This window comes from Akkermansia muciniphila (genome assembly GCF_900184965.1).
Classification (GTDB): Bacteria; Verrucomicrobiota; Verrucomicrobiia; order Verrucomicrobiales; family Akkermansiaceae; genus Akkermansia; species Akkermansia muciniphila_A.
Genome location: NZ_FXYA01000199.1, coordinates 93,611 through 115,766, shown reverse-complemented (window position 1 = coordinate 115,766; position 22,156 = coordinate 93,611). Strand labels below are relative to the sequence as shown.

12 protein-coding genes are annotated in these 22,156 nt (G+C 57.4%); 7 read left to right on the top strand and 5 right to left on the bottom strand.

Annotation, left to right across the window (positions count from 1 at the left end):
• Positions 1–19: 19 nt before the first annotated feature.
• Positions 20–2,593, bottom strand: a complete 2,574-nt coding sequence (leuS, locus tag CI070_RS07710; protein ID WP_094136508.1) for a leucine--tRNA ligase — start codon at positions 2,591–2,593, stop codon at positions 20–22.
• Positions 2,594–2,775: 182 nt separating this feature from the next.
• Between leuS and CI070_RS07705 the strand changes: the two genes are divergently transcribed.
• Positions 2,776–4,461 carry a sulfatase gene (locus CI070_RS07705; protein ID WP_256943555.1) on the top strand — a complete coding sequence of 562 codons (1,686 nt, stop codon included), beginning with the start codon at positions 2,776–2,778 and terminating at the stop codon, positions 4,459–4,461.
• A 326-nt stretch (positions 4,462–4,787) separates the two neighbouring features.
• Here CI070_RS07705 and CI070_RS07695 read toward each other — a convergent pair whose 3' ends face one another.
• The gene (locus CI070_RS07695; protein ID WP_143245621.1) at positions 4,788–5,522 is read right to left on the bottom strand and encodes a hypothetical protein; all 735 of its coding nucleotides are present in this window, start codon (positions 5,520–5,522) and stop codon (positions 4,788–4,790) included.
• A 221-nt stretch (positions 5,523–5,743) separates the two neighbouring features.
• Between CI070_RS07695 and nspC the strand changes: the two genes are divergently transcribed.
• Entirely contained in the window at positions 5,744–6,946 is a 1,203-nt protein-coding gene (gene nspC / locus CI070_RS07690; protein WP_094136447.1) for a carboxynorspermidine decarboxylase, read from the top strand.
• A 23-nt stretch (positions 6,947–6,969) separates the two neighbouring features.
• The gene (speA, locus tag CI070_RS07685) at positions 6,970–8,907 is read left to right on the top strand and encodes a biosynthetic arginine decarboxylase (protein WP_094136506.1); all 1,938 of its coding nucleotides are present in this window, start codon (positions 6,970–6,972) and stop codon (positions 8,905–8,907) included.
• 71 nt (positions 8,908–8,978) lie between these two features.
• Here the strand turns inward: speA and CI070_RS07680 are convergent, their stop codons facing one another.
• Entirely contained in the window at positions 8,979–10,073 is a 1,095-nt protein-coding gene (locus CI070_RS07680; protein WP_179218397.1) for a tyrosine-type recombinase/integrase, read from the bottom strand.
• A gap of 325 nt (positions 10,074–10,398) precedes the next feature.
• Here CI070_RS07680 and CI070_RS07675 point away from each other — a divergent pair, with 325 nt between their 5' ends.
• The 3 genes from CI070_RS07675 (at position 10,399) to CI070_RS07665 (ending at position 19,149) form a co-directional block, all read left to right on the top strand.
• On the top strand, positions 10,399–12,537 hold the full coding sequence (locus CI070_RS07675) for a glycoside hydrolase family 2 protein (RefSeq protein WP_179218396.1): 2,139 nt from the start codon (positions 10,399–10,401) through the stop codon (positions 12,535–12,537).
• 22 nt (positions 12,538–12,559) lie between these two features.
• A complete protein-coding gene (locus CI070_RS07670; RefSeq protein WP_094136444.1) occupies positions 12,560–16,420 on the top strand; it encodes a glycoside hydrolase family 2 TIM barrel-domain containing protein in 3,861 nt (1,286 codons plus the stop codon).
• A gap of 152 nt (positions 16,421–16,572) precedes the next feature.
• Positions 16,573–19,149, top strand: coding sequence for a glycoside hydrolase family 2 protein (locus CI070_RS07665; protein WP_094136443.1), 2,577 nt, complete (start codon positions 16,573–16,575; stop codon positions 19,147–19,149).
• On the opposite strand, the gene CI070_RS07660 is transcribed toward CI070_RS07665, so the two are convergent.
• Positions 19,144–20,523, bottom strand: a complete 1,380-nt coding sequence (locus CI070_RS07660) for a replication-associated recombination protein A (RefSeq protein WP_256943702.1) — start codon at positions 20,521–20,523, stop codon at positions 19,144–19,146. The genes CI070_RS07665 and CI070_RS07660 overlap by 6 nt on opposite strands.
• Positions 20,524–20,752: 229 nt before the next feature.
• On the opposite strand from CI070_RS07660, the gene CI070_RS07655 reads away from it, so the two are divergent.
• Entirely contained in the window at positions 20,753–21,007 is a 255-nt protein-coding gene (locus CI070_RS07655; RefSeq protein ID WP_179222819.1) for a hypothetical protein, read from the top strand.
• A 15-nt stretch (positions 21,008–21,022) separates the two neighbouring features.
• Here CI070_RS07655 and CI070_RS07650 read toward each other — a convergent pair whose 3' ends face one another.
• Entirely contained in the window at positions 21,023–22,018 is a 996-nt protein-coding gene (locus CI070_RS07650) for a hypothetical protein (RefSeq protein ID WP_143246901.1), read from the bottom strand.
• Positions 22,019–22,156 lie beyond the last annotated feature (138 nt).

The window sequence follows — 22,156 nt, the reverse complement described above, 5'->3', positions numbered from 1 at the left end:
CAGGGTCTTTCCGGGGGTGTCAGTTGGCTACGATGTTGACCAGGCGGCCGGGCACGACAATTACCTTGCGCACGGTGACGCCGTCCAGGAAGATGTTCACCTTGGCGGAGGCCAGGGCCAGCTTTTCCAGTTCTTCCCGGGAGATGTCCTTGGGCACTTCCAGCTTGTCCCTCAGTTTGCCGTTCACCTGGATGACCATGGGAACGGTATTTTCCTCCAGAAGGGCTTCCTTCCATTCAGGCCAGTTTTTCTGGCAAAGCTGCGTCTGGGCCAGAGCCGGGAAGGCTGTTTGCAGGCGGCTGTGGATTTCTTCCGTAAGGTGGGGGGCAAAGGGATTCAACAGGGTCAGGAAGGCATCATAGTCCTGAACGTCCACCACGTCCGCGGAGGTCATGGCATTGGTGCATTCCATCATTTTCGCGATGGCGGTGTTGAAGGACATGGCATTGATGTCCTCCGTCACTTTTTTAATGGTTTTGTGCAGTTCCTTGCGTACGGCAAGCACCTCGGCTTCCGCAGCGTTCTCCGCCAGTTTGGAGTTGATTTCCCATTCTCCTTCCTGATTTTCCCGGAAGGCCACGCGCCAGACGCGGGCCAGAAAGCGGGAAATGCCTTCCACGCCTTTGGTCGCCCAGGGTTTCACGTCCTTGAGAGGGCCCATGAACATTTCATATAACCGCAGGGAGTCCGCTCCATATTCGCGGACGATGTCGTCCGGATTGACGACGTTGCCGCGGGATTTGGACATTTTCTGGCCGTCTTCCCCCAGAATGAGCCCCTGGTTGACGAGTTTCTGGAAGGGCTCGTTGGTGCTGAGGTACCCGAGGTCAAAGAGGACCTTGTGCCAGAAGCGGGCATAGAGAAGGTGGAGAACGGCGTGTTCCGTGCCGCCTACGTACAGGTCCACGCCTCCGGGGGTGCCGGCGGACCCCATCCAGTATTGTTCCGCTTCCCGGCTGACGAAGCGTTCCGTGTTGGCCGGATCCAGGTAGCGCAGGTAGTACCAGCAGGAGCCGGCCCATTGGGGCATGGTATTCGTTTCCCGGTGGGCCGTGGGCGTGTAGGCTATCCATTCCTCAGCCTTGACCAGAGGGCCGCGGGGGTCTCCCGTGGGGGCGAAGTCGTCCAGATCCGGCTGGAGTACGGGGAGTTCGCTTTCCGGCAGGGCATGGTGGCGGCCGTTTTCCCATACGATGGGGAACGGTTCCCCCCAGTAACGCTGGCGGGAGAAGAGCCAGTCGCGCAGCTTGTAGTTTACTTTGCGGCGTCCCTTGCCGTTTTCTTCCAGCCAGAGGATCATTTTTTCCTTGGCTTCCGGAGTAGGCAACCCGGTCAGGAAGCCGGAGTTCACGCTGGAACCTTCATAACCGCAGAAGCCGCGCCAGTCCATGTCTTCACTGGGCGGCTGAACTACCTGGAGAACAGGCAGACCGAAGACCTGGGCAAAGGCGAAGTCGCGTTCATCATGGGCGGGGACGGCCATGATGGCTCCGGTTCCGTAGCCCATCAGCACATAGTCCGCAATCCAGACGGGGATTTTCTTTCCATTGACCGGATTGACGGCATAGGCTCCGGTGAAGACCCCTGTTTTTTCCTTGGAGAGGTCTGTGCGTTCCAGGTCGCTTTTGGAGGCGCACTGGGCGCGGTATTGTTCCACGGCATTTTTCTGTTCCGGCGTGGTGACGGCATCCACCAGCGGGTGTTCCGGGGAAAGAACCATGTAGGTGGCCCCAAAGAGGGTGTCCGGCCTGGTGGTGTAAACAGTGATCGTTTCTCCGTCCAGGGTAAAGTCCACTTCCGCCCCTTCCGATTTGCCTATCCAGTTGCGCTGAAGCAGTTTGATGGATTCCGGCCAGTCCAGGGGCTCCAGCTCGTCAATAAGGCGTTCCGCATAGTCCGTGATGCGCAGCATCCACTGGCGCAGGGGACGGCGTTCCACGCGGTGCCCCTTGGATTTCCATTCCTCCACTTCCTCATTGGCAAGGACGGTTCCCAGGTCCGGGGACCAGTTGACGGCCGCTTCCGCCACGTAAGCCAGCCGGCGCTGGTCGATTTCCTCCCGGCTTAATCCCTGTTCCTCCAGCTCGGAAACGGGGCGCGCCTTTTTCAGTTCCTTGTTGTAGTAGGAGTTGTAAAGCCGGAGGAATATCCACTGGGTCCACCGGACGTATTTATGGTCCGTTGTTGCTATTTCCCGGTCCCAGTCGTAAGAGAACCCCAGCATTTTGAGCTGGCGGCGGAAGTTGTCTATATTCCGGAAGGTAGTGACGGAGGGGTGCTGCCCGGTTTTAATGGCGTATTGCTCCGCCGGAAGGCCGAAGGAATCCCATCCCATGGGATGGAGCACGTTAAAGCCGTTCATGCGTTTGAAACGCGCTATAATGTCCGTGGCGGTGTATCCTTCCGGATGGCCCACATGCAGCCCCGCTCCGCTGGGGTAGGGGAACATGTCCAGCACGTAGTATTTGGGTTTGGACGCATCAAAGCCCTCTTCCCCCGGGTTGTTTACTTTAAAGGTTTTCCTTTCGTCCCAGATCTGTTGCCATTTAGGTTCAAAAACGTCAAAGGGATATGGTTTCTTACGCTCGGACATGACGGGAGGGAATGTATACTCCGCCCGCGGGTCAATCAAGCCTAAACCCGGCGGAATACAGGCGCTTCCCATGCGCCGGGGGCATGATGCCGTTTTTCGGAGAAAAGAGGAAAGGGCAGAAGGTGTTTGCGCGTATTTTTTAACTGAAAGGTTTTTGTTGACCGTATTAAATGATTGCAACCATGAAGTTTACTTCCTGTATTATATCTGCCGTCTGCGGCGCAAGTTTCCTGTTTGCCGGGGCATCCGCTCAGGGCAACGGTTCCGGCCCTGCTTCCGGAAAGAAGCCCAACATCATCGTTTTCCTGGTAGATGACATGGGCTGGCAGGATACGTCCCTGCCTTTCTGGTCCGACAGCCAGGGCAATCCGAAGAAAACGTTTTTGAACAGGCGCTACCGGACGCCAAATATGGAGAAGCTGGCTTCCCAGGGCATGACGTTTACGGATGCGTATGCCCATCCCCTTTGCACGCCTTCCCGGGTGAGCCTGATGTCCGGCATGAATCCGGCGCGGCACCGCGTGACCTGCTGGGTACGGGAGCAGAACGGGACGACGGACGCCAACAGCAGGAGCCTCCAGCCTCCGGACTGGGCGCTGAACGGCCTTCAGCCGGTTGGCGCTTCCGCCAGGGGAACGACGAAACGCCCCATTTCCGGGGAGGATATGCGCTATCATATGACGCGCCCTTTTGTCACGGCGGCCACGCTGCCGGAGATGCTGAAGAAGTGCGGCTATGTTACCGTCCATTGCGGGAAGGCCCATTTCGGCACGCAGGGAACTCCGGGCTCCAATCCGTTGAATATGGGATTTGATTATAATATCGCGGGTACGGAGATCGGCCATCCGGCGGATTACCGCGGTTCCAGGCATTACGGAAAGGGGTTCAACCATGTGCGCGGGCTGGATGAGAATAATTATTACCAGGACGATGTATTTTTGACGGAGGCCCTGACGCAGGAGGCCATTAAACGCCTGGAAGCCATCAGGACCAATCCCGGGGAGGCAGGCAAGCCCTTTTATCTGTACATGGCCCATTACGCTTTGCATTCTCCGCTGGATGAGCGTGCTTATGACAAGAGGTTTGCGGATGCCTACAAAAATCCGGAGGACGGCCACACGTGGTCCCGGACGGAGAAGCATTATTCCGGGCTGATCGAGGGGATGGACAAGAGCCTGGGTGATATCATGACGTACCTCCGGGAGCATCATCTGGATAAAAATACCGTACTGGTGTTTATGTCGGATAACGGGGGCTTGTCCATCTCCGGCAGACTGGGCAATGAAGAGGCCAATTATCCTCTTTCCTTCGGCAAGGGGTCGTGCATGGAAGGCGGTATCCGGGAGCCTATGATTGTTTCCTGGCCAGGCGTGACGAAGGGCGGTTCAAGGTGTGCCGTCCCGGTGGTTATTGACGATTTTTTCCCGACTCTTCTGGATATCGCCGGATGCCGGAACGCAAAGGTTCCGCAGAAGCTTGACGGCTTGAGCCTGGTTCCTTTGCTCAAAGGCGGCCGGTTTCCTGAAGACCGCCCCCTTTTGTTCCACCAGCCGAATAATTGGGGGGAGGGCAGCCGGCTGGCGCCGCAGTACACTTCTTCCACCGCATTGCGCCAGGGGGATTGGAAACTGATTTACCGCCACCTGAACCAACGCTTTGAGTTGTATCATTTAAGGAAAGATATCGGCGAAAAGGAAAATCTGGCTTCCAGGGAGCCGCGGAAAACCAGGGAAATGGCTGCCGTCATGGGCAGGTTGCTCCGGGAGAGGAAGGCGCAAATGCCAACCTATAAGAAGGATAACGAGCTGGGCGTTCCTGCCGGGAGTTCCGTCCCGTGGCCCGACCAGGTGAAAGGGCATGGTTTTTGATGCTTCGCCATAACGTTTTTCCAAAGTTTTTTCATGAACCCCGGCAGGATTCGCCTCCGCCGGGCGGGACAGGTTGAGACCGGAAGATCCCTCGCTTCCTTTTCAGGAGTTTTTGCTCCAGTCCGGATTAGGGATGAAGGGACATTTTTTTATGTCCGGCTGCAGGATCATCGCTCTTCCGTGAATGAAGACCGTTATCGCTTTTCCCGGAACAGGGGAGGAAAGGAGGGCGGAAACGGGGCCGGGAGGAATAAAAAAACGCCCCGACGGGTATGGCGTCGAGGCGTGGCAGAGTTTAAATAACGAAGTTCCCTGAAAGGGTGGGATTAAAAATCGTCGGTGACGGCGGCATCATCCGTTGCCGCGGCATCTTCGCTTTCAGCAGCGCTGTCTGCGGAGGAAGCTTCCGTATCGTCAGCAGGAGTTTCGTCCGTGGCGCCGGGTTCAGAAGCGGCCGCTGCGGCAGATTTGGCGGCGGGCGCTGCGCCCGGAGCGGTTCCCTTGGGCGGGACAACTACCTTCATGGCCGGAGGGACAGGGACGGGGGTTTCCAGTCCGTCAGCCTTGCGGGTGCTGACGCGGAGGCCATCGGCATAAGCCAGGTTTTTCAGGATGGCGTAACCCAGCGCGGGAGCCCGGTCCGTCGTGTTGACCAGCATCTTGAAGTGGTTGTTGACGGACATCTTGCGGGCGTCCTCGCCATTGCGGAAGGGAATGACGCCCATCATGTTGCCGGCATTGTCAATGCAGATCGCCCAGAAGGAGCGGTCTACCTGGATGAAGTACTGCGGGCGGATGTAGTCCATTGTTTTCCATTCAGCGCCCTTGATGTATTCTTCCATGGCGCGGCGCGCGTTGGCCGGCATGCTGCCCCAGTCGGCGTAAACCCGGGCGGTCAGCGTTTCGCGGCCGTTGTAGCCGTGCACGGATACGTTCTGGGCAGTAGCGAATTGACGGGCATAGCTCTCGGGAGAGGCTGGTTGGCAAGAGCTGGTGAAGAGCGCTGCCCCGGCGGTCAGGATGCAGGCTGCTGCAGTAGTGAAGGGATGAATGTTAGTCATGGCAATCGCAATGGTTACGTTATAAAAGAGGAAAATACCTCCCATTTCAAGGAAAAGAATGCGGGAAGCGCCGATTTGTGGCGTTTTTTGACGTTTCCGTTTGACGCGGGCGGGAGCGGGTGCGACAGGCAGTTCCCACGCATCTGCCCGGGAGGTATGATGGTATATTACTAAAATTTTTCTCGCAAATCGTTCTGAATCGCTTAGGTTGTCGTTGCTTTATGTCCGCCTTTATCGTCAGCCTGCCGGCCCTGGAACGCAACGCTCTTATCCTGAGGGATGTGGCGGATGACGCGGGGTGCCGTATCGTTCTGGCGCTGAAGGGGTTTTCCTGCTGGCCCTGTTTTGAGGCCGTGTCCCCCTGGCTGGACGGCTGCTGCGCTTCCGGCCTGTGGGAGGCGCGGCTGGCCCGGCGCAGGTTCGGGAAGCATGTGCTGACGTATTCTCCCGGTCATGCGCCGGAGGAAATAGCGGAGCTGGCGGAGATTTCCAGCCATCTTGATTTTAACAGCCTGACGCAGTGGGCCCGTTTCCGGGAGGAAGTGATGCGGCATCCCCGCTTTGCTTCCGGTGAATTGAAATGTGGCCTACGCGTCAATCCCCAATGTTCCACAGGGCACACGCCCATGTATGATCCCTGCGCTCCCGGTTCCCGCCTGGGCGTGACGCCGGACATGATGCAGGGGGCGGATCTGTCCGGCATTTCCGGTCTTCATTTTCATACTTTGTGCGAACAGGGAGCGGATGACCTGGCAGTGACGGTGGATGCGGTGGAGCGCCACTTCGGCCATCTTCTGCGCCGTCCGGAGATTTCCTGGCTGAATATGGGAGGAGGGCATTGGATTACCAAACCCGATTATGACCGGAAGCAGCTGGCGGCGCTTATCCGCCGCATCCGTGAACGCTACGGCGTGGAGGTGTGGCTGGAACCGGGAGAGGCCGCGGCCATTCATACCGGAGTGCTGCGGTGCCGGGTGCTGGATCTTTTTTCCTCGGAGGGGGTGAATCATGCCATTCTGGATGTTTCCGCATCCGCCCATATGCCTGATACGCTGGAAATGCCTTATCGGCCGGATGTGTTCCAGATTGCAGGTGACGCTTCCCTCCGTTCCGAGCAGCAGCCCGCTGTACGGATGGAAGGGGAGAGTTATGCGCTGGCGGGGAAGGCCGGGGAAGGAGCCTATACATACCGGCTGGGCGCACCCACGTGCCTGGCGGGAGACCGGATTGGGGATTATTCCTTCGCGGAGCCTCTGGCGGTGGGAGACGAACTCGTGTTTGACGATATGGCGCATTATACGATGGTGAAGACCACGTTTTTCAACGGCGTGCGCCATCCGGACATCGCCATTCAGAGAAAAGACGGTTCCGTGGAGACGGTGCGCCGTTTTTCCTATGAAGATTTTGAAGCCCGCCTGGGCTAAAACATTTGACCAGACAAATTGACATGGCAGCAGCTAAAGAAGGCATCAAGCAGAAAGTCCGCGGATGGAGTCACCATGATTCCGCAGATTTGTACGGTATTGACGATTGGGGGAACGGTTATTTCCGCATCAGCAAAAAGGGAGAGGTTACCGTACGCCTGAATGACGAGGATGGCGGGAAGAAGGATGTCAGCCTGTGCGATCTGCTGGAGGGGCTGAAGGAGCGCGGGACGACCGTTCCCGTTCTGTTCCGGTTCCGGGATTTGCTGCGCAGCCGTATTGCGGAGCTGAACGACAGTTTCCGGAAAGCAATCAAGGAGGCGGGGTATCAGGGTAAGTACCAGGGCGTTTACCCCATTAAGGTAAACCAGCAGCGCCAGGTGGTGGAAGAGATTGCGGAGTTCGGCACCAAGTATGATTACGGTCTGGAGGCCGGGTCCAAGCCGGAGCTGATAGCCGCCATGGCCCACATGAATAATCCGAATGCCTATCTGATTTGCAACGGGTACAAGGATGACGAGTTCATTGACCTGGCGTTGACGGCCCAGAAGATGGGGCTGAATATTTTTATCGTTCTGGAAATGCCTTCCGAGCTGGACGTTATTCTGGAGCGCGCCAGGAGAATGGATATCCGCCCCAATCTGGGCGTGCGCGTCAAGCTGGCCGCCAAAGGTTCCGGCTTGTGGCAGGAATCCGCGGGGGACAAGTCCGTTTTTGGACTGAACGCGGCTCAGGTGGTGGATGTGGTGGATAAGCTGAAGCAGGTGGATGCGCTGGACTGCCTGAAGCTGCTCCATTATCATCAGGGTTCCCAGATTCCAAATATTTCCGTGGTGCGCGAGGGGCTGACGGAGGCGGTCCGCATTTACGTGGACCTGGTGAAGGAGGGGGCTCCATTGGGCACGCTGGACATGGGCGGCGGCCTGGCCGTGGATTATGACGGTTCCAAGACGAATTTCCATTCTTCCTGCAATTATTCCATTGCGGAGTTTGCCCGTGACGTGGTGGAGGTGGTGGGGGACATGTGTTCCAAGTACGGGGTTCCCCATCCCACGCTGGTGACGGAGTCCGGACGGGCCGTGGTGGCTTATTATTCCGTGCTGGTGTTCAACGTGCTGGATGTGACGAGCGCTCCCGGCGAGGAACCTCCGCCCGAACTTCCGGAAGACGCTCCGGAATTGTTGAAGGCTTTTGCGGATACGGACAGGACGCTGGCCAGGAAGAATATGCAGGAGTGTTATAATGACGCCTGTTATTACCGGGATCAGCTTCGCGCCCAGTTTTTTTACGGGAATGCCACCCTGCGGCAGCGCGGGCTGGGAGAGGCCTATTACTGGCATATCCTGAGCCGTATTTCCCGCATGCTGGCGGAAATGGAGACCATTCCGGAAGATCTCAGGGAGCTTTCCTGCTCCATGGTGGACTTTTATTACGGTAATTTTTCACTGTTCCAGTCTCTTCCTGATTCCTGGGCCATACGCCAGCTTTTCCCCGTGATGCCTCTGCACCGTTTGAATGAGCGGCCCACGAATAAGGCCGTCTTGGCGGACATCACGTGCGATTGCGACGGAAAGATAGACCAGTTCATTGACCGTGAGGACGTGGCAACCGCCCTTCCCCTGCATGCCATCAAACCCGGCGAGGACGATTATTACATAGGCGTGTTCCTGGTAGGAGCCTATCAGGAGACCCTGGGGGATTTGCATAACCTGCTGGGAGACACGAATGTGGTTGGCGTGCATCTGGAAGGCGGCCGTCCCGTTTATACCCATGAAGTGGAGGGCGACACGGTGTCCGATGTTCTTTCCTACGTGGAGTATGATCCCAAGGAGTTGATCAACAAGTTCCGCACGTTTGCGGAGCAGGCCGTAGCCGAGGGGAACATATCTCCGTCCGAACGCCGGAGGGCCCTGGAAGTGTTCCGTTCCGGATTGAATGGATACACTTATTACGAGCTGTAGGAAACAGCCTTGTTTTTTTGCTTCGGCAAGGAGCGTTTGTCCCGTTCCGGCGCGTTTTCCTTTGTTGCGGATCAGGAGGCCGCCGGTTCTTCCGGCGGTTTCGTTTCCTCAATGACCTTGGCCGGCGTCAGAGCCCAGAAGCGCGTGGCCGTTTGCGGGGAGATGCCTTTCATGTTCAGGTACCGCGTGCGGAGCAGGGAGGAGGAACGATGCCCCATTTCCATTTGCAACAGGTTGTAGTCCTTGAAGTGCTTGGCGTGGTAGCTGGCGTAAGTGTGCCGCAGGCAGTCCGGCATCCATGATTTTTTTCTTCCTCCCCAGCCGGCTTTTTTCCGGATTTTGCGCCACTTGATGGTCCATCCTTTCGGGCAGATGGGGGAACAGGGACCGGGTTTGGTCCTGTCACGGCAGAATTTGAGCCATTTGGCGAGTACGGGCAGGATGGTGACGTGCCTGGCGCCCCCGGTTTTGGTGTGTTTGGAGTTCAGGATGACGCAACCGTCGCGGATAGCGATGTTTTCCCAGAGCAGGCGTTCCACTTCCTGCGGACGGATGCCTGCAAAGATCATCAGAGCCGCTCCAGCTGCGCAACTCCCGTCAAATTCTTCCATGGATGCCTTAAGAAGCCGGGTAATTTCCTTCAGCGTCAGGGCAGGAATTTCCTGTTCCTGCAGGAAAGGCGTGTCCACGCGGAGGATGGGATTCTCGTCACACCATCCGCGTTTGACGGAGAAAGAGAAGATACCGCTCAGGATGAGCCTGGCCTTGTGCCTCTGCCGGGATGTGGTAAAGGTATTCATCAGGATGTTCTGGCATTCCTCCACGTTCAGACTGCGCAGGGAGGTCTGTTCCAGTTCCGGATTGCTCTTTTTGAGCTTGTGGATGATGCTCCTGATGTCCGTCAGCGTTCGGGGACGGCGGTGGCTTTTGGAACGCAGGCATTCCACGGCCGCCGTACCGAAGCTGACGGTTTGACGCTTGTTTTTAATGGCATTCAGCCCCAGGGAGACGACTTCCCGGCACCGGGTAATGGTGCAGATTTCATCCCCCAGGGCTTCCTTGATTTCCAATACCAGCCTTGCAGCCTGGATCAGGGTGACTGATTCCCCTTCCAGAAGCGCGGTTCCGACATATTTCAATTTGTTTGTATTCGGTGCTTTTTTCATGTTCATTTCTCGTGTTTGTCCAAACACGGTTTTAATGAAAAAGGCCATTTTTATAATGAGGAAAACTTATGCTTACCACTAGAAAAAGCGTAACCGTCAAGGATATGTTGTTACTTATGTTTTCTTTGAACCGGACGGAAAATCAAAGTTTCTGATGGTACAGGAACCGAAAATGTGAGAAAGCGCGGTATCCTGTGTTGAATGTCAACATGGACGCGGCTTGTCCGGGCCGAGTAGATTTTTTGTGGAAAAGGGGGGAAGAAACGGCTGCATGAAAGTATTTTACCCGGTTGAACGTATATGGAACATACCGCTTTTCTATACCATGAACCTCAGAATTCATTCTTTCAACGTATCGTGTGCCGGCTTTTGCTGCGTGCTGGGAGCTTTTTTAGCGGCGGACGCCCGCGAGGTTTATCCCCTGAACGGTTCCTGGGATTTCTGTTTTAACGGAGAACCGGCTGGAAAAGTGACGGTGCCCCATACATGGAACGCGGAGGATGCCGCCAACGGTGCTCAGGGGAAGCGGGAAGACGCCAAATCCGTCAACAGCAACGCTTACCGCCGCGGCCCGGCCGTTTATTCGCGCACGCTTCCGGTGGAGCCCAAGCCGGGCAAGAGGTATTTCATCCGCGGCGGGGGAGCCAGCATCGTTTCCGAGGTTTCCGTCAATGGGAAGCCTGCCGGCAGCCATGAGGGGGCGTTTACGGCTTTCTGTTATGAAATCACCCCCCTTTTGAAAAAAGGCTCCAATACGATTTCCGTTCTGGTGGACAACACGCAGCGGAATCATATCGCCCCCCAGCGCGGGGATTTTTCCATGTTCGGCGGCCTGTACCGGCCCATTGAACTGATTGAGACGGACGGCATCTGCATTGACCCTCTTTTTTACGCTTCTCCCGGTATTTTCGTCACGACGAAGTCTCTAAGCGAATTCAAGGCCGTGGTGGAAGTAAAGACTCTTCTCAATTCGGACGGAAAGGCAGGGGAGGTGGAGGTAGCGGTGGAAATTCTGGACATGAAGGGCAGGAAGGCAGCCGGGAAGACAGTAAAGGCCGCCGCCGGGGAAAAGAATGGACTGGAGGTCCCCGTAACGCTGGAAATCGCCAATCCCGTACTCTGGAACGGAGTGAAGAATCCTTACCTGTACCAGGTGAAAACTTCCATCAGGACGGCGGACGGCCAGACGGATGAGCTGGTGCAGCCGCTGGGGCTGAGGACGGTTTCCGTCAATCCCAAGGAAGGTTTTGTCCTGAACGGAAAGGCCATGCAGATCAAAGGGGTCAGCCGCCATCAGGATATGAAGGGGAAGGGGTGGGCTCTTTCCCCGGAAGATGAGGCGCGGGATATCAGGCTGATTGCGGATATGGGGGCGGACGGGGTTAGAACGGGCCACTATCCCGCATCCGCCAATATTTACGACCTGTGCGACAAGACGGGGCTGGTTGTCTGGTCCGAGGTTCCCAACGTCAATCTGGTGTGGGATACGCCGGAGTTCCGGGAGAATAACCGCCTCCAGGCCCGGGAGATGATTTTCCAGCATTGGAATCATCCCTCCATTTGCATGTGGGGCATTTTCAATGAGATCGGCCACCAGCCCGAGGCTGCCACCAAGGGGGTGGACATGGAAGCTGAGTTGACGGCGTTGAACAGGTTCGTGAAGGAGACGGATCCTTCACGCATGACCGTGGGGGCCAGCAACCAGCCGGGCCGCAAAAAACTGAACCATATTCCCGACCATATTGCGTTCAATACGTATCCCGGCTGGTATGGAGGAGGCCCCGAAACCATGAAGGGCAATCTGAACGGCTACATCCGCGACTATGGCGGCAAGATGGGCATTGCCGTCAGTGAATACGGCCATGGAGCCAGCGTGGGCATGCATGAGAATCCGGCCCAAAGGCCGTCTCCTGCCGGGTTCTGGCATCCGGAGGAATGGCAGTCCCATGCTCATGAGGTCAATTACAGGTGCATCAGGGAAAGGCCGGAGGTGTGGGGGGCCTTTGTCTGGAACATGTTTGACTTCGGTTCCTCTTCCCGTTTTGAGGGGGAGAGCCCCGGCATGAACGACAAGGGACTGGTGACCTATGACCGCAAGACGCCCAAGGACGCCTATTTTTTCTACAGGGCCAACTGGAGCCCTCGTCCTACCGTGTACATCACATCCCGCAGGTTTGCGGAACGTACGGAAAAAACGGTGCCCGTGAAGGTTTACTGCAATGGTTCCGAGGTGAAGCTGAGCGTCAACGGGAAGACCGTCGGGAGCGTCAAACCGGATGATTTGAAGCGCGCCGTCTGGCCTGAAGTGACTCTCAAGCCCGGTCTCAACACGATTACGGCCACGGCTTCCATAGGAGGGAAAACGTACACGGATTCCTGCGAATGGACGTTGAAACCTGCCGGAGGTGACGGGAAGAAGGATTCAGAGCATTATCAGGATCCGTCCCTGAAAAAGTATAAGTAAGCAATTCCATATTCATTCCGAGATGAAGACGGTGCGCTTGTTTCTGTTTTCCTTGATGGCTCTGGCTCCGGCTCTTCCCCTGCTGGGGGACGTTCCGGATTGGGAAAATGAAGAGGTGACGGGAATCAATAAGGAGGCTCCCCGAGCCTCCGTTTTTCCGGCATCAGATAAAACGTTGAGTTTGAATGGGGATTGGAAGTTTAAATTTTCCATGACTCCGGACGAGAGGCCTGCCGATTTCTTCAATCCTTCCTATTCCGTTTCCGGATGGGATACGGTCAAGGTTCCTTCCAACTGGCAGCTTTACGGTTATGGAACGGCCATTTACACGAATGTTCCCTATCCATTCAAGCCGAATCCTCCCAAGGTAATGGGGGAACCGCCCAGGAACTGGCCGGCGTACAGGGAGCGTAATTCCGTGGGTTCCTACCGCCGGGATTTCAATTTGCCCGCTTCCTGGCAGGGGGAGCAGGTGATGGTCCGGTTTGACGGAGTGGAGTCCGCCTTTTATGTGTGGGTGAATGGCCGTAAGGTCGGCTATTCCGAAGACTCCTATACAGGGGCGGAGTTTGACCTTACTCCCTATGTCAGGCCGGGAAGGAATACGATTGCCGTGGAAGTATACCGCTGGAGCGACGGTTCTTATCTGGAGGATCAGGATTTCCTGCGCCTTTCCGGCATTTTCCGGGACGTGACCCTGTTTGCCCAGCCGCAGGCGCACGTGCGCGACCTGTTCCTGAAGGCCGGACTGGACAGGGAGGATTACACAACCGGGGCGCTGGACGGAACGTTCACCATCCGCAATTCCGGTAAAAAGGATATTCCCGCCGGCATGAAGCTGAATTATTCTATCGACGGGATTTCCACTAACTTGAACTGGGAGGGCCGGAACGGTTCCGGCCGCGTGCAGACGGACAACAGGGGAAGGCTGGATTCCGGAACGCTGGAGGTTCCCTCCATTCCCTCCGGAGGCGAGGTGCAGATTTCCCTGAACAGGAAATTTCCCGGCGTGAAGCCATGGACGGCGGAAACGCCCAACTTGTACAGGGTGACTTATTCTCTGAATGGAAAGGATACCCGTTCCGTCAATATCGGGTTCCGTTCCGTGGAGATTGCGGATAACGGAGCCGTGCTGATCAACGGCAGGGCCGTCAAGTTCAAGGGAGTCAACCGCCATGAAGCCCATCCCGATTACGGCCGCGCCATTCCGCGGGAAGTGATGGAAAAGGACGTGCAGATTATCAAGGCGCATAATATCAATACCGTCCGCTGCTCCCACTATCCCAATCATCCTTATTTTTATGAGCTGTGCGACCGCTACGGCCTGTACGTGATGGACGAAGCCAACTGCGAGGCCCACGGCATCCGCAATGGCAGCATGGATATTTCCCGGAAGCCTTCCTGGAAAAAAGCCCATGTGGAGCGCAATATGAGCATGGTGCACCGTTCCAAGAATCACCCATCCATTGTTTTCTGGTCCCTGGGCAATGAGTCCGGCAACGGCCCCAATTTTGAGGCGGCAGCAGCGGCTGTCAGGGCTTATGACGGTACGCGGCCCCTCCATTACTGCGAATTTCCGCACGGCCACAAGGCCGTGGATATGGATTCCGCCATGTATCCGCCCGTGGACCGGGTGGAAAACTGGGGGAAGCAGAAAACTTCCCGCCCCTTTTTCGTGTGCGAGTATGCCCACTCCATGGGGAATGCCCTGGGTAATTTCAAGGAGTACATGGATGCCTTCGAGTCTTCCCCGCGCATGGTGGGCGGGGCCATCTGGGATTTCGCGGACCAGTCCCTCCGCGCTGATCCCGCCGGAAACGGCATTTACAAACCCGCCCCTTTCAAGGGAGTGACGCAGGCTTACGGCGGCATGTTCGGAGACAGGCCCAACCAGGCCAATTTCTGCGACAACGGCATTATTCTCGGCAACCGGAACACCACGGCCAAGACGAAGGAGGTGAAGAAAGTATACCAGTACATGGCTTTTGAGCGCAGGGACGGCTCCCTGTCCGTCCGCAACAAATATTTCCATAAGCCTTTGAAAGGTTATACGCTTTATCTGGTATCCCTAGCTCCCGGCGGCGGCCATGCCGTGGAGCGCATGGTTCTTCCGGAGGTCCTCCCCGGCAAATCCGCAACGGTGAATCTGCCTTCAGCCGCCATGCGGACCGGTTCCCTGATGGTTCTGGCGGATGCCCGGTTCAAGCTCCCGGAAGACGTGAAGGAACTTTCCGCCAGTCAACTGGAACATGTGGTGAATGAGTGCGAAGCTTACGAGTGGTTTCCGGCGTCCGCGGAGAAGGAGGTTCCCGCGCCTCCCCCGGCGGGTTTGCCTGCCGTTTCCGTGCGTCAGGGAGATCCCGTGGTCGTGCAGGGAAAAGGTTTTTCCGCCTCCTTCAAAAACGGGATGCTTTCCTCCCTCCGGTATGGCGGCCGGGATTTGATGTTGCCCGGCTATCCGGTGGAGCTCCAGGCGTACCGCTCTCCGGTGGATAACGACGCCTGGATCAGGAGCAAGGTTGAAGGGAAAATGAAGATGCAGAATATGAAAGCGGAATATTCGGACGTTAACGCTGCCGTCATTTCCCCCGGCGTGGCCCGTATCACGGCGCAGTTCTGGACGAAAGGTTCCGAGCTTGCCTTTTCCGGGGAAGTCGCGTGGACGGTTTTCGGCAACGGCATTATCAATGCTTCCGTCCGAATGTATCCCTCCGCCAGGGGAGAAGAACTCCTCCGGCTGGGCGTCACTTTCGGGATGCCTGCCGCGTATGACCGGGTAGAGTACCTGGGGCTGGGACCGTGGGATAATTACCGGGACCGCCGCACGAGCTGCTGGAAGGACGTTTTCCGCACTTCCGTGGACGATATGTTTTTTGCTTATTCCCGGCCCCAGGATATGGGCAACCGCATGGAGACGGACTGGATAGCCTTGTCCAACCCCCGGGAGGCCCGGGCTCTGTGGGTAGGTTCAGCCTCTCCCGGGGCTCTGCTGGAGGTTTCCGTTCTGCGTTATACGCCGAAGGAGCTTAACGACGCCAGGAGCCTGGACAGGCTGCCGGAGAAAAATAAAGTGATTGTGAATCTGGATGCTTTCCAGATGGGGCTGGGCGGCTCTTCCTGCGGGCCCCGCCCGCTGGCCAGGTACCAGACATTGAGCAAGGCCACAGCTCTGGGGTTTGTGCTGGCGCCCTCGTCCGCCCTGCTGAATCTGGCGCGCACGGGACTGGCTGTTCCCCATTCCCCCGTCATTGAACGGGATGGAAACGGCATGGTCAGCCTGGTTTCCTCCACGCCTGAGGCGGAGATAACGTATTCCGTCAACAAGGGGCCGGAAAAAGCGTACCGGAATCCCTTCAAGCTTCCCGAAGGGGAAGTGAGGGCCTGGGTGAAGTCCGGCAAGGTTCCTTCCACGTCTCCCGGAGAGAGAAAATTCCCCCTCGTCAAGGGGCAGGGCGAATGGAAAATTTTAAGCGCTTCCTCGGAAGAGCCGGATACCGGTTTCGCCCACTTTGCCATTGACGGGAATCCGGATACCTGTTGGCACACGTCGTACACGAACGGCCTGCCGGGTTTTCCCCACTCCATTGCCGTGGATATGGGAACCAGAATGAAGTTTACCGGGTTTATCTATACGCCCAGAATGGACAGGGACAAGGGCCTCATCAGCCAGTACGCGTTTTCCGTTTCCGATGACGGGCGGAACTGGAAGGAAGTGAAGAAAGGCCAGTTCACGTACCATTATATCAGGAAGGATCCCGCGGTTCAGCGCATCGACTTCGGCAGGCCTGTGGAGGCCCGCTACTTCAAGCTGGATGCCCGGTCTCCGGTGAAGGGCGGCGAGCAGAGCGCCACTGTTGCGGAACTGAATATCATCACCCAGTAACGGGGCGGCAGGCGTTTTGCGCTGCTCCCCGGATGGAGAAGTTTTCCAGCCGTGCTCCCTTTCCGGGATGCACGGCTTGTTGTTGCGGGCTTTTCACGGGCGGAAATATTTTTTAACTGAAAGAAAAAGCAGGACGGAATGGTAACATACGCATGCGCAAGATGATGGCCTGCATGCTGGGCGCTGCCCTGTGTTTTTCCATGGCCGGAGCGGAAACAGGCGTTTCCTCTGCGGAAAAAGTTGCATTCCCCTGCGAGAGGATGATCTGGAACCGCGGCTGGGAGTTCCGGTTTGAGGACGAGCCCGGAAAGAGCGGCTGGCAGACGGTTCATCTGCCCCATACGTTCAGTCTGCCCTACTTTATGTCCGATTCCTTTTACACAGGGCGAGGCGCCTACCGCAAGAAGCTGGTCATGCCGGAGGAATGGCAGGGGAAGAAGGTGTTTCTGGATTGCGGCGCAGCTTTCCAGGTGGCGGAGGTGAAGGTGAACGGGAAGACTGCGGGAAGGCATGAAGGGGGATATACGGCCTTCCGGTCGGATTTGACGCCTTTCCTGAAACCCGGCGAGAACTGGGTGGAGGTACGGGTGGATAACCGCTGGAGCCCCCGCATGGCGCCGCGGGCGGGGGAGCATACTTTTTCCGGAGGCCTGTACCGGAACGTACATCTGCACGTGTGTTCTCCCGTGTATTTGCCTGCGCACGGAGTATGGGTTCAGACGCCGGAGGTGACGGCGGCCCGCGGGAAGGTCCGGATTCTGACGGAAGTGAAGAATGATACCGGGATTGTGAGGAAAGTGACGGTGCGGCATACTGTGCGGGAGGAGCAAAGCGGCCGCGTGGTGCTGCGGGGAGAGAAGGTCGTGGAGCTGGGCGCCGGAGAAGAGTCTCGCGTACAGGCTGACCTGCCTCCGCTGGCCTCTCCCGGGTTGTGGAGCCCCACAGCCCCCAATATGTACCGCGTGGCGACGGAGTTGCTGGACGAGAAGGGGCAGGTGCTGGACCGGGTTGAAAATCCCCTGGGTTTCCGTACTCTGGAACTGACGGCGGACCGTGGCATGCTGATGAACGGGAAACCTGTTTATCTGCAGGGAGCCAATGTGCACCAGGACCACGCCGGATGGGGGGATGCCGTGACGGACTCCGGGGCCCGCCGTGATGTGCGGCTGATGAAGAACGCCGGGTTTAATTTCATACGCGGCTCCCATTACCCTCATTCCCAGGCGTTTCTGGATGCTTGCGACCGGGAGGGAATGTGCATGCTGAATGAAGGCGTTTTTTGGGGAATGGGCGGGTTCAAGGAGCATGACAGGTACTGGAATTGCGATGCCTATCCAACGGAAAAGAAGGACCGTATTGCGTTTGAGGAAAGCTGCATGCGCCAGGTGAGGGAGATGGTGCTGCAATTCCGCAACCATCCTTCCATCGTCATCTGGAGCATTAGCAATGAACCGTTTTTTACCAGGCATGGGCCGGAGGCCAGGGCCTTGTGCAACAGGCTTATTGCCTTGGTGAAGGAGCTGGACCCGACGCGCCCCGTGTGCGCCGGGGGAGGGCAGCGCGGAAATTTTGACAAGCTGGGGGACATGGCCGCCTTCAACGGGGACGGCTCCCATGTGAAGACGCCCGGCAGGCCCAGCATGGTGACGGAGTACGGTTCCGTGAGCTGCCGGAGGCCGGGGATGTATGCGCCGGGGTGGGGGGATATGAAGAAGGATAAAGAGGCGGGGATTCGCTATCCCTGGCGCGTGGGAGAGGCGGTCTGGTGCGGCTTTGACCACGGCAGCATCTGGCCTTCCGGCGGGCGCATGGGCATTGTGGATTACTTCCGCATTCCCAAGCGGGCCTGGTACTGGTACAGGAATGAGTTGAGGAATATTCCTCCTCCGGAGTGGCCCGTGGAGGGGGCTCCGGCACAGGTGAAGCTGTCCGCGGACAAGAAGGTCATCAGCCCGGCGGACGGCACGGACGACGTGCATGTGACCGTGAAAGTGGCGGATGCCGCCGGAAAGCGGATAGCCAATGCCGTTCCGGTGACGCTTACGGTGGAATCGGGGCCCGGGGAGTTCCCCACCGGCAAGAGCATCACGTTCACGCCCGGAACGGATATTGATTTGATTGACGGCTGTGCGGCGATTGAGTTCCGGTCTTATTATGCCGGGAAGACGGTGATCAGGGCGTCTTCTCCCGGATTGAAGGGGGATAACCTCCAAATCGTTTGCCGGAATGCTCCGGCTTACGCAGCGGGCAGGAGCGCGGAAACGCAGGAAAGAACCTACAAGCGTTTTACTGCCAAGGAGAGGGATATCCAGCTGGCGCGGTACGGACGGTCCGAACCCGGAGAGAAGGCCAATTTGGCCGTATTGAGGCCCTGTTCCGCTTCCTCCGGGCTTCAGGAGGCGATGAAGGCTTCCGACGGCGACGATGTTTCTGCATGGCGTCCGTCCGTGGAAGACAAAGCGCCGTGGTGGATGTTGGACATGGAGTTTGAATTCCGCCTGGACCGGGTGGAGGTGAAAGCCGCCGGAAGCTGGAAGGGGCCGGCCCCCGTGGTTCAGGTCAGCAGAGACGGAAGTATCTGGAAAGACATTAACGCCGTTTTGCGCAGGGATGGGACGGAGCTGACCGCAATGTGTCCGGAAGGGACCGGCGCCAGGTACGTACGCATCCGCCTGTCTCCGGGGCAGGGCATTGCGGAAGTGGCCGTATGGCCGGTGGATGCGTCATGAAGGCTCCTGCTTTTCCGGAACGGGAGGCTTTTTCCAGTTCCTGCGCGTACCGGAGTTTCCGGCGTCCTCTTCCGCCCGCTGGCGGCGCAGTTTGTCCCAATAGGCCAGGCGTTTGTTGATTTCCCGTTCAAAACCCCGTTCCGGAGGCCTGTAGAACTGGCGGCGGGGCATGTTGTCCGGAAAGTAGTTTTGCCCGGAGAATGCGTCCGGCGCGTCATGATCGTAGGCGTAATTTTTTCCATAGCCCAGTTCCTTCATTAGTCTGGTGGGCGCGTTAAGGATGTGTGCCGGGGGCATCAGGGAGCCGTATTCCCGTGCCGCTTTCCGGGCTGCGCTCCACGCGGTGTAGGCGCTGTTGGATTTGGGGGCGCAGCCCAGGTAGATGACCAGTTCCGCAATCGCCAGCTCTCCTTCCGGGGAGCCCAGGCGTTCATAGGTGTCCCACGCGGCAATGGCCATTTGAAGTGCGGCTGGGTCCGCCAAGCTGATATCCTCCATGGCGAAACGGGTCAGGCGGCGCAGGAGGTAGAGAGGGTCCTCGCCGCCCTCGAGCATGCGCGCGGCCCAGTACAGGGCCGCGTCCGTATCCGATCCCCGCAGGGATTTATGCAGGGCGCTGATGAGATTGTAATGGCCTTCCCGGTCCTTGTCGTAAACCGGGGCGCGTTGCTGGACAATTTTCAGCAGCGCGTCCGTGTCCAGCATTTCATCGGGCTTGCGGAGGTCAAAGACGCTTTCCATCAGGTTAATGAGGTAGCGGCCGTCTCCGTCTGCCAGTTCTGTCAGGGTGGCGCGCGCCTCCGGCGCGAGCGGAAGTTTGCGCTGAAGAAGGGCTTCCGCCCGTTCAATGATGCTTTCCAGAGCCGGGGCGTCCAGGGAATGCATGACGAAGACCTTGCAGCGCGAGAGAAGGGCGCTGTTCAGTTCAAAGGAAGGGTTTTCCGTAGTGGCCCCCACCAGCGTAACGGTTCCGTTTTCCACATATGGCAGAAAGCCGTCCTGCTGGGCGCGGTTGAACCGATGGATTTCATCCACGAACAGGAGGGTCCCCTGACCGTATTCCCTGCGCCTGGCCGCTTCGTCAAAGGCTTTTCTCAAATCCGCCATGCCGGAGAAGACGGCGGAGAGAGCTGTAAAATGCATGGACGTGCGCGTCGCCAGAATGCGCGCCAGCGTGGTTTTTCCGCAGCCGGGAGGCCCCCACAGAATAAAGCTGGTCATTTTGCCGGAGTCCGCCATGAGCCGGAGAGGGCCTCCTTCCCCCAGCAGGTGGTCCTGGCCCATGATTTCTTCCAGTGCGGTCGGCCTCAGGCGATCCGCCAGAGGGCGGTCTGCAAAGGCGGCGAACAGGCCCGACGCATCGTCTTTTTTCATGATGCCCATCATACGCCGCCAGTAAAAGGAAGGCAAGGGGAGCATGAAGGCATTTCAGGCGTTCCGGGCAAAACGGCACGTCATGGAGAGGATGCTGCCCCCGGCTTTAAGGGGCGGAAGAGAATTTGGGAGGAAAAAGAAAGATGCCTGAGAAAAACAGTGTATAGGGAACATGATTTTCCGGCATGTTTCCCATGTGTTTTCTGTTCTGTTTTCCTGCGTATGCGGCATGTACGAGAATGCTCAGAATCAGAGCATGCCCCGGCCCGTGTCCGTGAAGGTGGAGGCCAGGGAGGCGGCAAAGCCCGTGAAGCTGGATGAAGGAATGCGCATCGTATGCAGAGAGAAGGGCGGAGAGTTCCGGCGTCAGGCGCGCTTGTTGCAGCAGTTTTTGTCACGCGGAACCGGATTGGCTCTGGAAGGGGGCGGCGGCACGGTGATCCGCGCCATTCGCCGCCGGGGAGGAGACGCCCGGCTGGGTTAACAGTAAGCCCGCTTGTTACTCGGCTGAGGATTCGTGAGAGTTTGTGTCAATGGCTTCCTGGAGGCGCTCCGTCCGCGCCAGCATGTTTTCCAGAATTTTCAGAATATAAGAACGTGTTGTAGCCGAGTGGTCCGCTCCGCGTACGAAGGAAAGCCCCCGGTACCGTCCTACCGTTTCCAGGCGAAGATTCATATCTTCTCCGGACAGGTCTTCACCGGCAGGAGGAGGGTAATTGGAAGCGGGGCCGCTCAGGGATTTCATTTGCATGGTATCCATATTAAGCAGGCAGCTTTGTATTCCGTTGGTGAAGATCAGGCTGCCCTGATGACGCTTGTTTTCCGGCCACAGCCTGTAAATGGTAACGGCGCTTCTTCCCCCGGGATTGATCAGAATGGCAGGGAAAACATATCTGCCGCCTCCCTTTTTCCGGACGGTCACGTCAAAGTCGCATTCTCCGGAAAATCTGGTCGTGACGCGGGAGGAGAGGCGTACGTCAAAAGGCGCTTCCGGCGGCAGGGGAATCATGGTGGCGGCAGACAGGGGCGATCCCGGAGGGAGTTCCGGAATCGGGAAGGGGAGTGTAATGATGTCAATGGCGCAGCTGATGATGCCGATGATTGCGAATAGCAGGATGCCTTTGTTCCGGAGCTGGGCTGAGAGCATTTTTCCATATTCCTCCGGATAATGCCTGCCTGCGGATGGCTTCTGCCGAAGGTAATAGCTGGTCAGGCGTGAAATGACAATCAGAGCTGCCGCCATGGCTGCCAGCCATGCTAGGGCAAAAGCCAGACTTTCCGCTAAGGGAATTGTGGTGAACAAGCCGAATGTCCCAATAATGAAAGCCGTCAGCAGGAGAAAGACGGCCAGGAAGGTGATGCAGCCTAAAGGGGCCGTGGAGACGGGAATCCAGAAACTGCCGCGTTTGCCGAGGGCTCTCAGAATCAGGATGGCAATGCAGAAAGCAAGGATAGCCAGCGTTGAATAAAAATGTTGAAACAGATAATCGAGCATGGCATGCGGGAAAAACTTGGATAGGCAAGCGGGAAGCGATTCCATGCCGGTTTCCTGAAAGATATCCGGAAACAAGCAGTTTTGCGCCGCGAAATGATAGAAGCCGAATGTTGAACTCCTTTATTATTTTAGCCTTTT

Excerpts from the sequence above, each read along its gene's own strand:
- CI070_RS07655 (WP_179222819.1), top strand. The coding sequence starts at position 20,753 with ATGTACGAGAATGCTCAGAATCAGAGCATGCCCCGGCCCGTGTCCGTG.
- CI070_RS07695 (WP_143245621.1), bottom strand. The coding sequence starts at position 5,522 with ATGACTAACATTCATCCCTTCACTACTGCAGCAGCCTGCATCCTGACC.
- CI070_RS07660 (WP_256943702.1), bottom strand. The coding sequence starts at position 20,523 with ATGAAAAAAGACGATGCGTCGGGCCTGTTCGCCGCCTTTGCAGACCGC.
- CI070_RS07670 (WP_094136444.1), top strand. The coding sequence starts at position 12,560 with ATGAAGACGGTGCGCTTGTTTCTGTTTTCCTTGATGGCTCTGGCTCCG.
- CI070_RS07650 (WP_143246901.1), bottom strand. The coding sequence starts at position 22,018 with ATGCTCGATTATCTGTTTCAACATTTTTATTCAACGCTGGCTATCCTT.
- CI070_RS07680 (WP_179218397.1), bottom strand. The coding sequence starts at position 10,073 with ATGAAAAAAGCACCGAATACAAACAAATTGAAATATGTCGGAACCGCG.
- speA (WP_094136506.1), top strand. The coding sequence starts at position 6,970 with ATGGCAGCAGCTAAAGAAGGCATCAAGCAGAAAGTCCGCGGATGGAGT.
- CI070_RS07705 (WP_256943555.1), top strand. The coding sequence starts at position 2,776 with ATGAAGTTTACTTCCTGTATTATATCTGCCGTCTGCGGCGCAAGTTTC.
- CI070_RS07675 (WP_179218396.1), top strand. The coding sequence starts at position 10,399 with ATGAACCTCAGAATTCATTCTTTCAACGTATCGTGTGCCGGCTTTTGC.
- CI070_RS07665 (WP_094136443.1), top strand. The coding sequence starts at position 16,573 with ATGCGCAAGATGATGGCCTGCATGCTGGGCGCTGCCCTGTGTTTTTCC.
- leuS (WP_094136508.1), bottom strand. The coding sequence starts at position 2,593 with ATGTCCGAGCGTAAGAAACCATATCCCTTTGACGTTTTTGAACCTAAA.
- nspC (WP_094136447.1), top strand. The coding sequence starts at position 5,744 with ATGTCCGCCTTTATCGTCAGCCTGCCGGCCCTGGAACGCAACGCTCTT.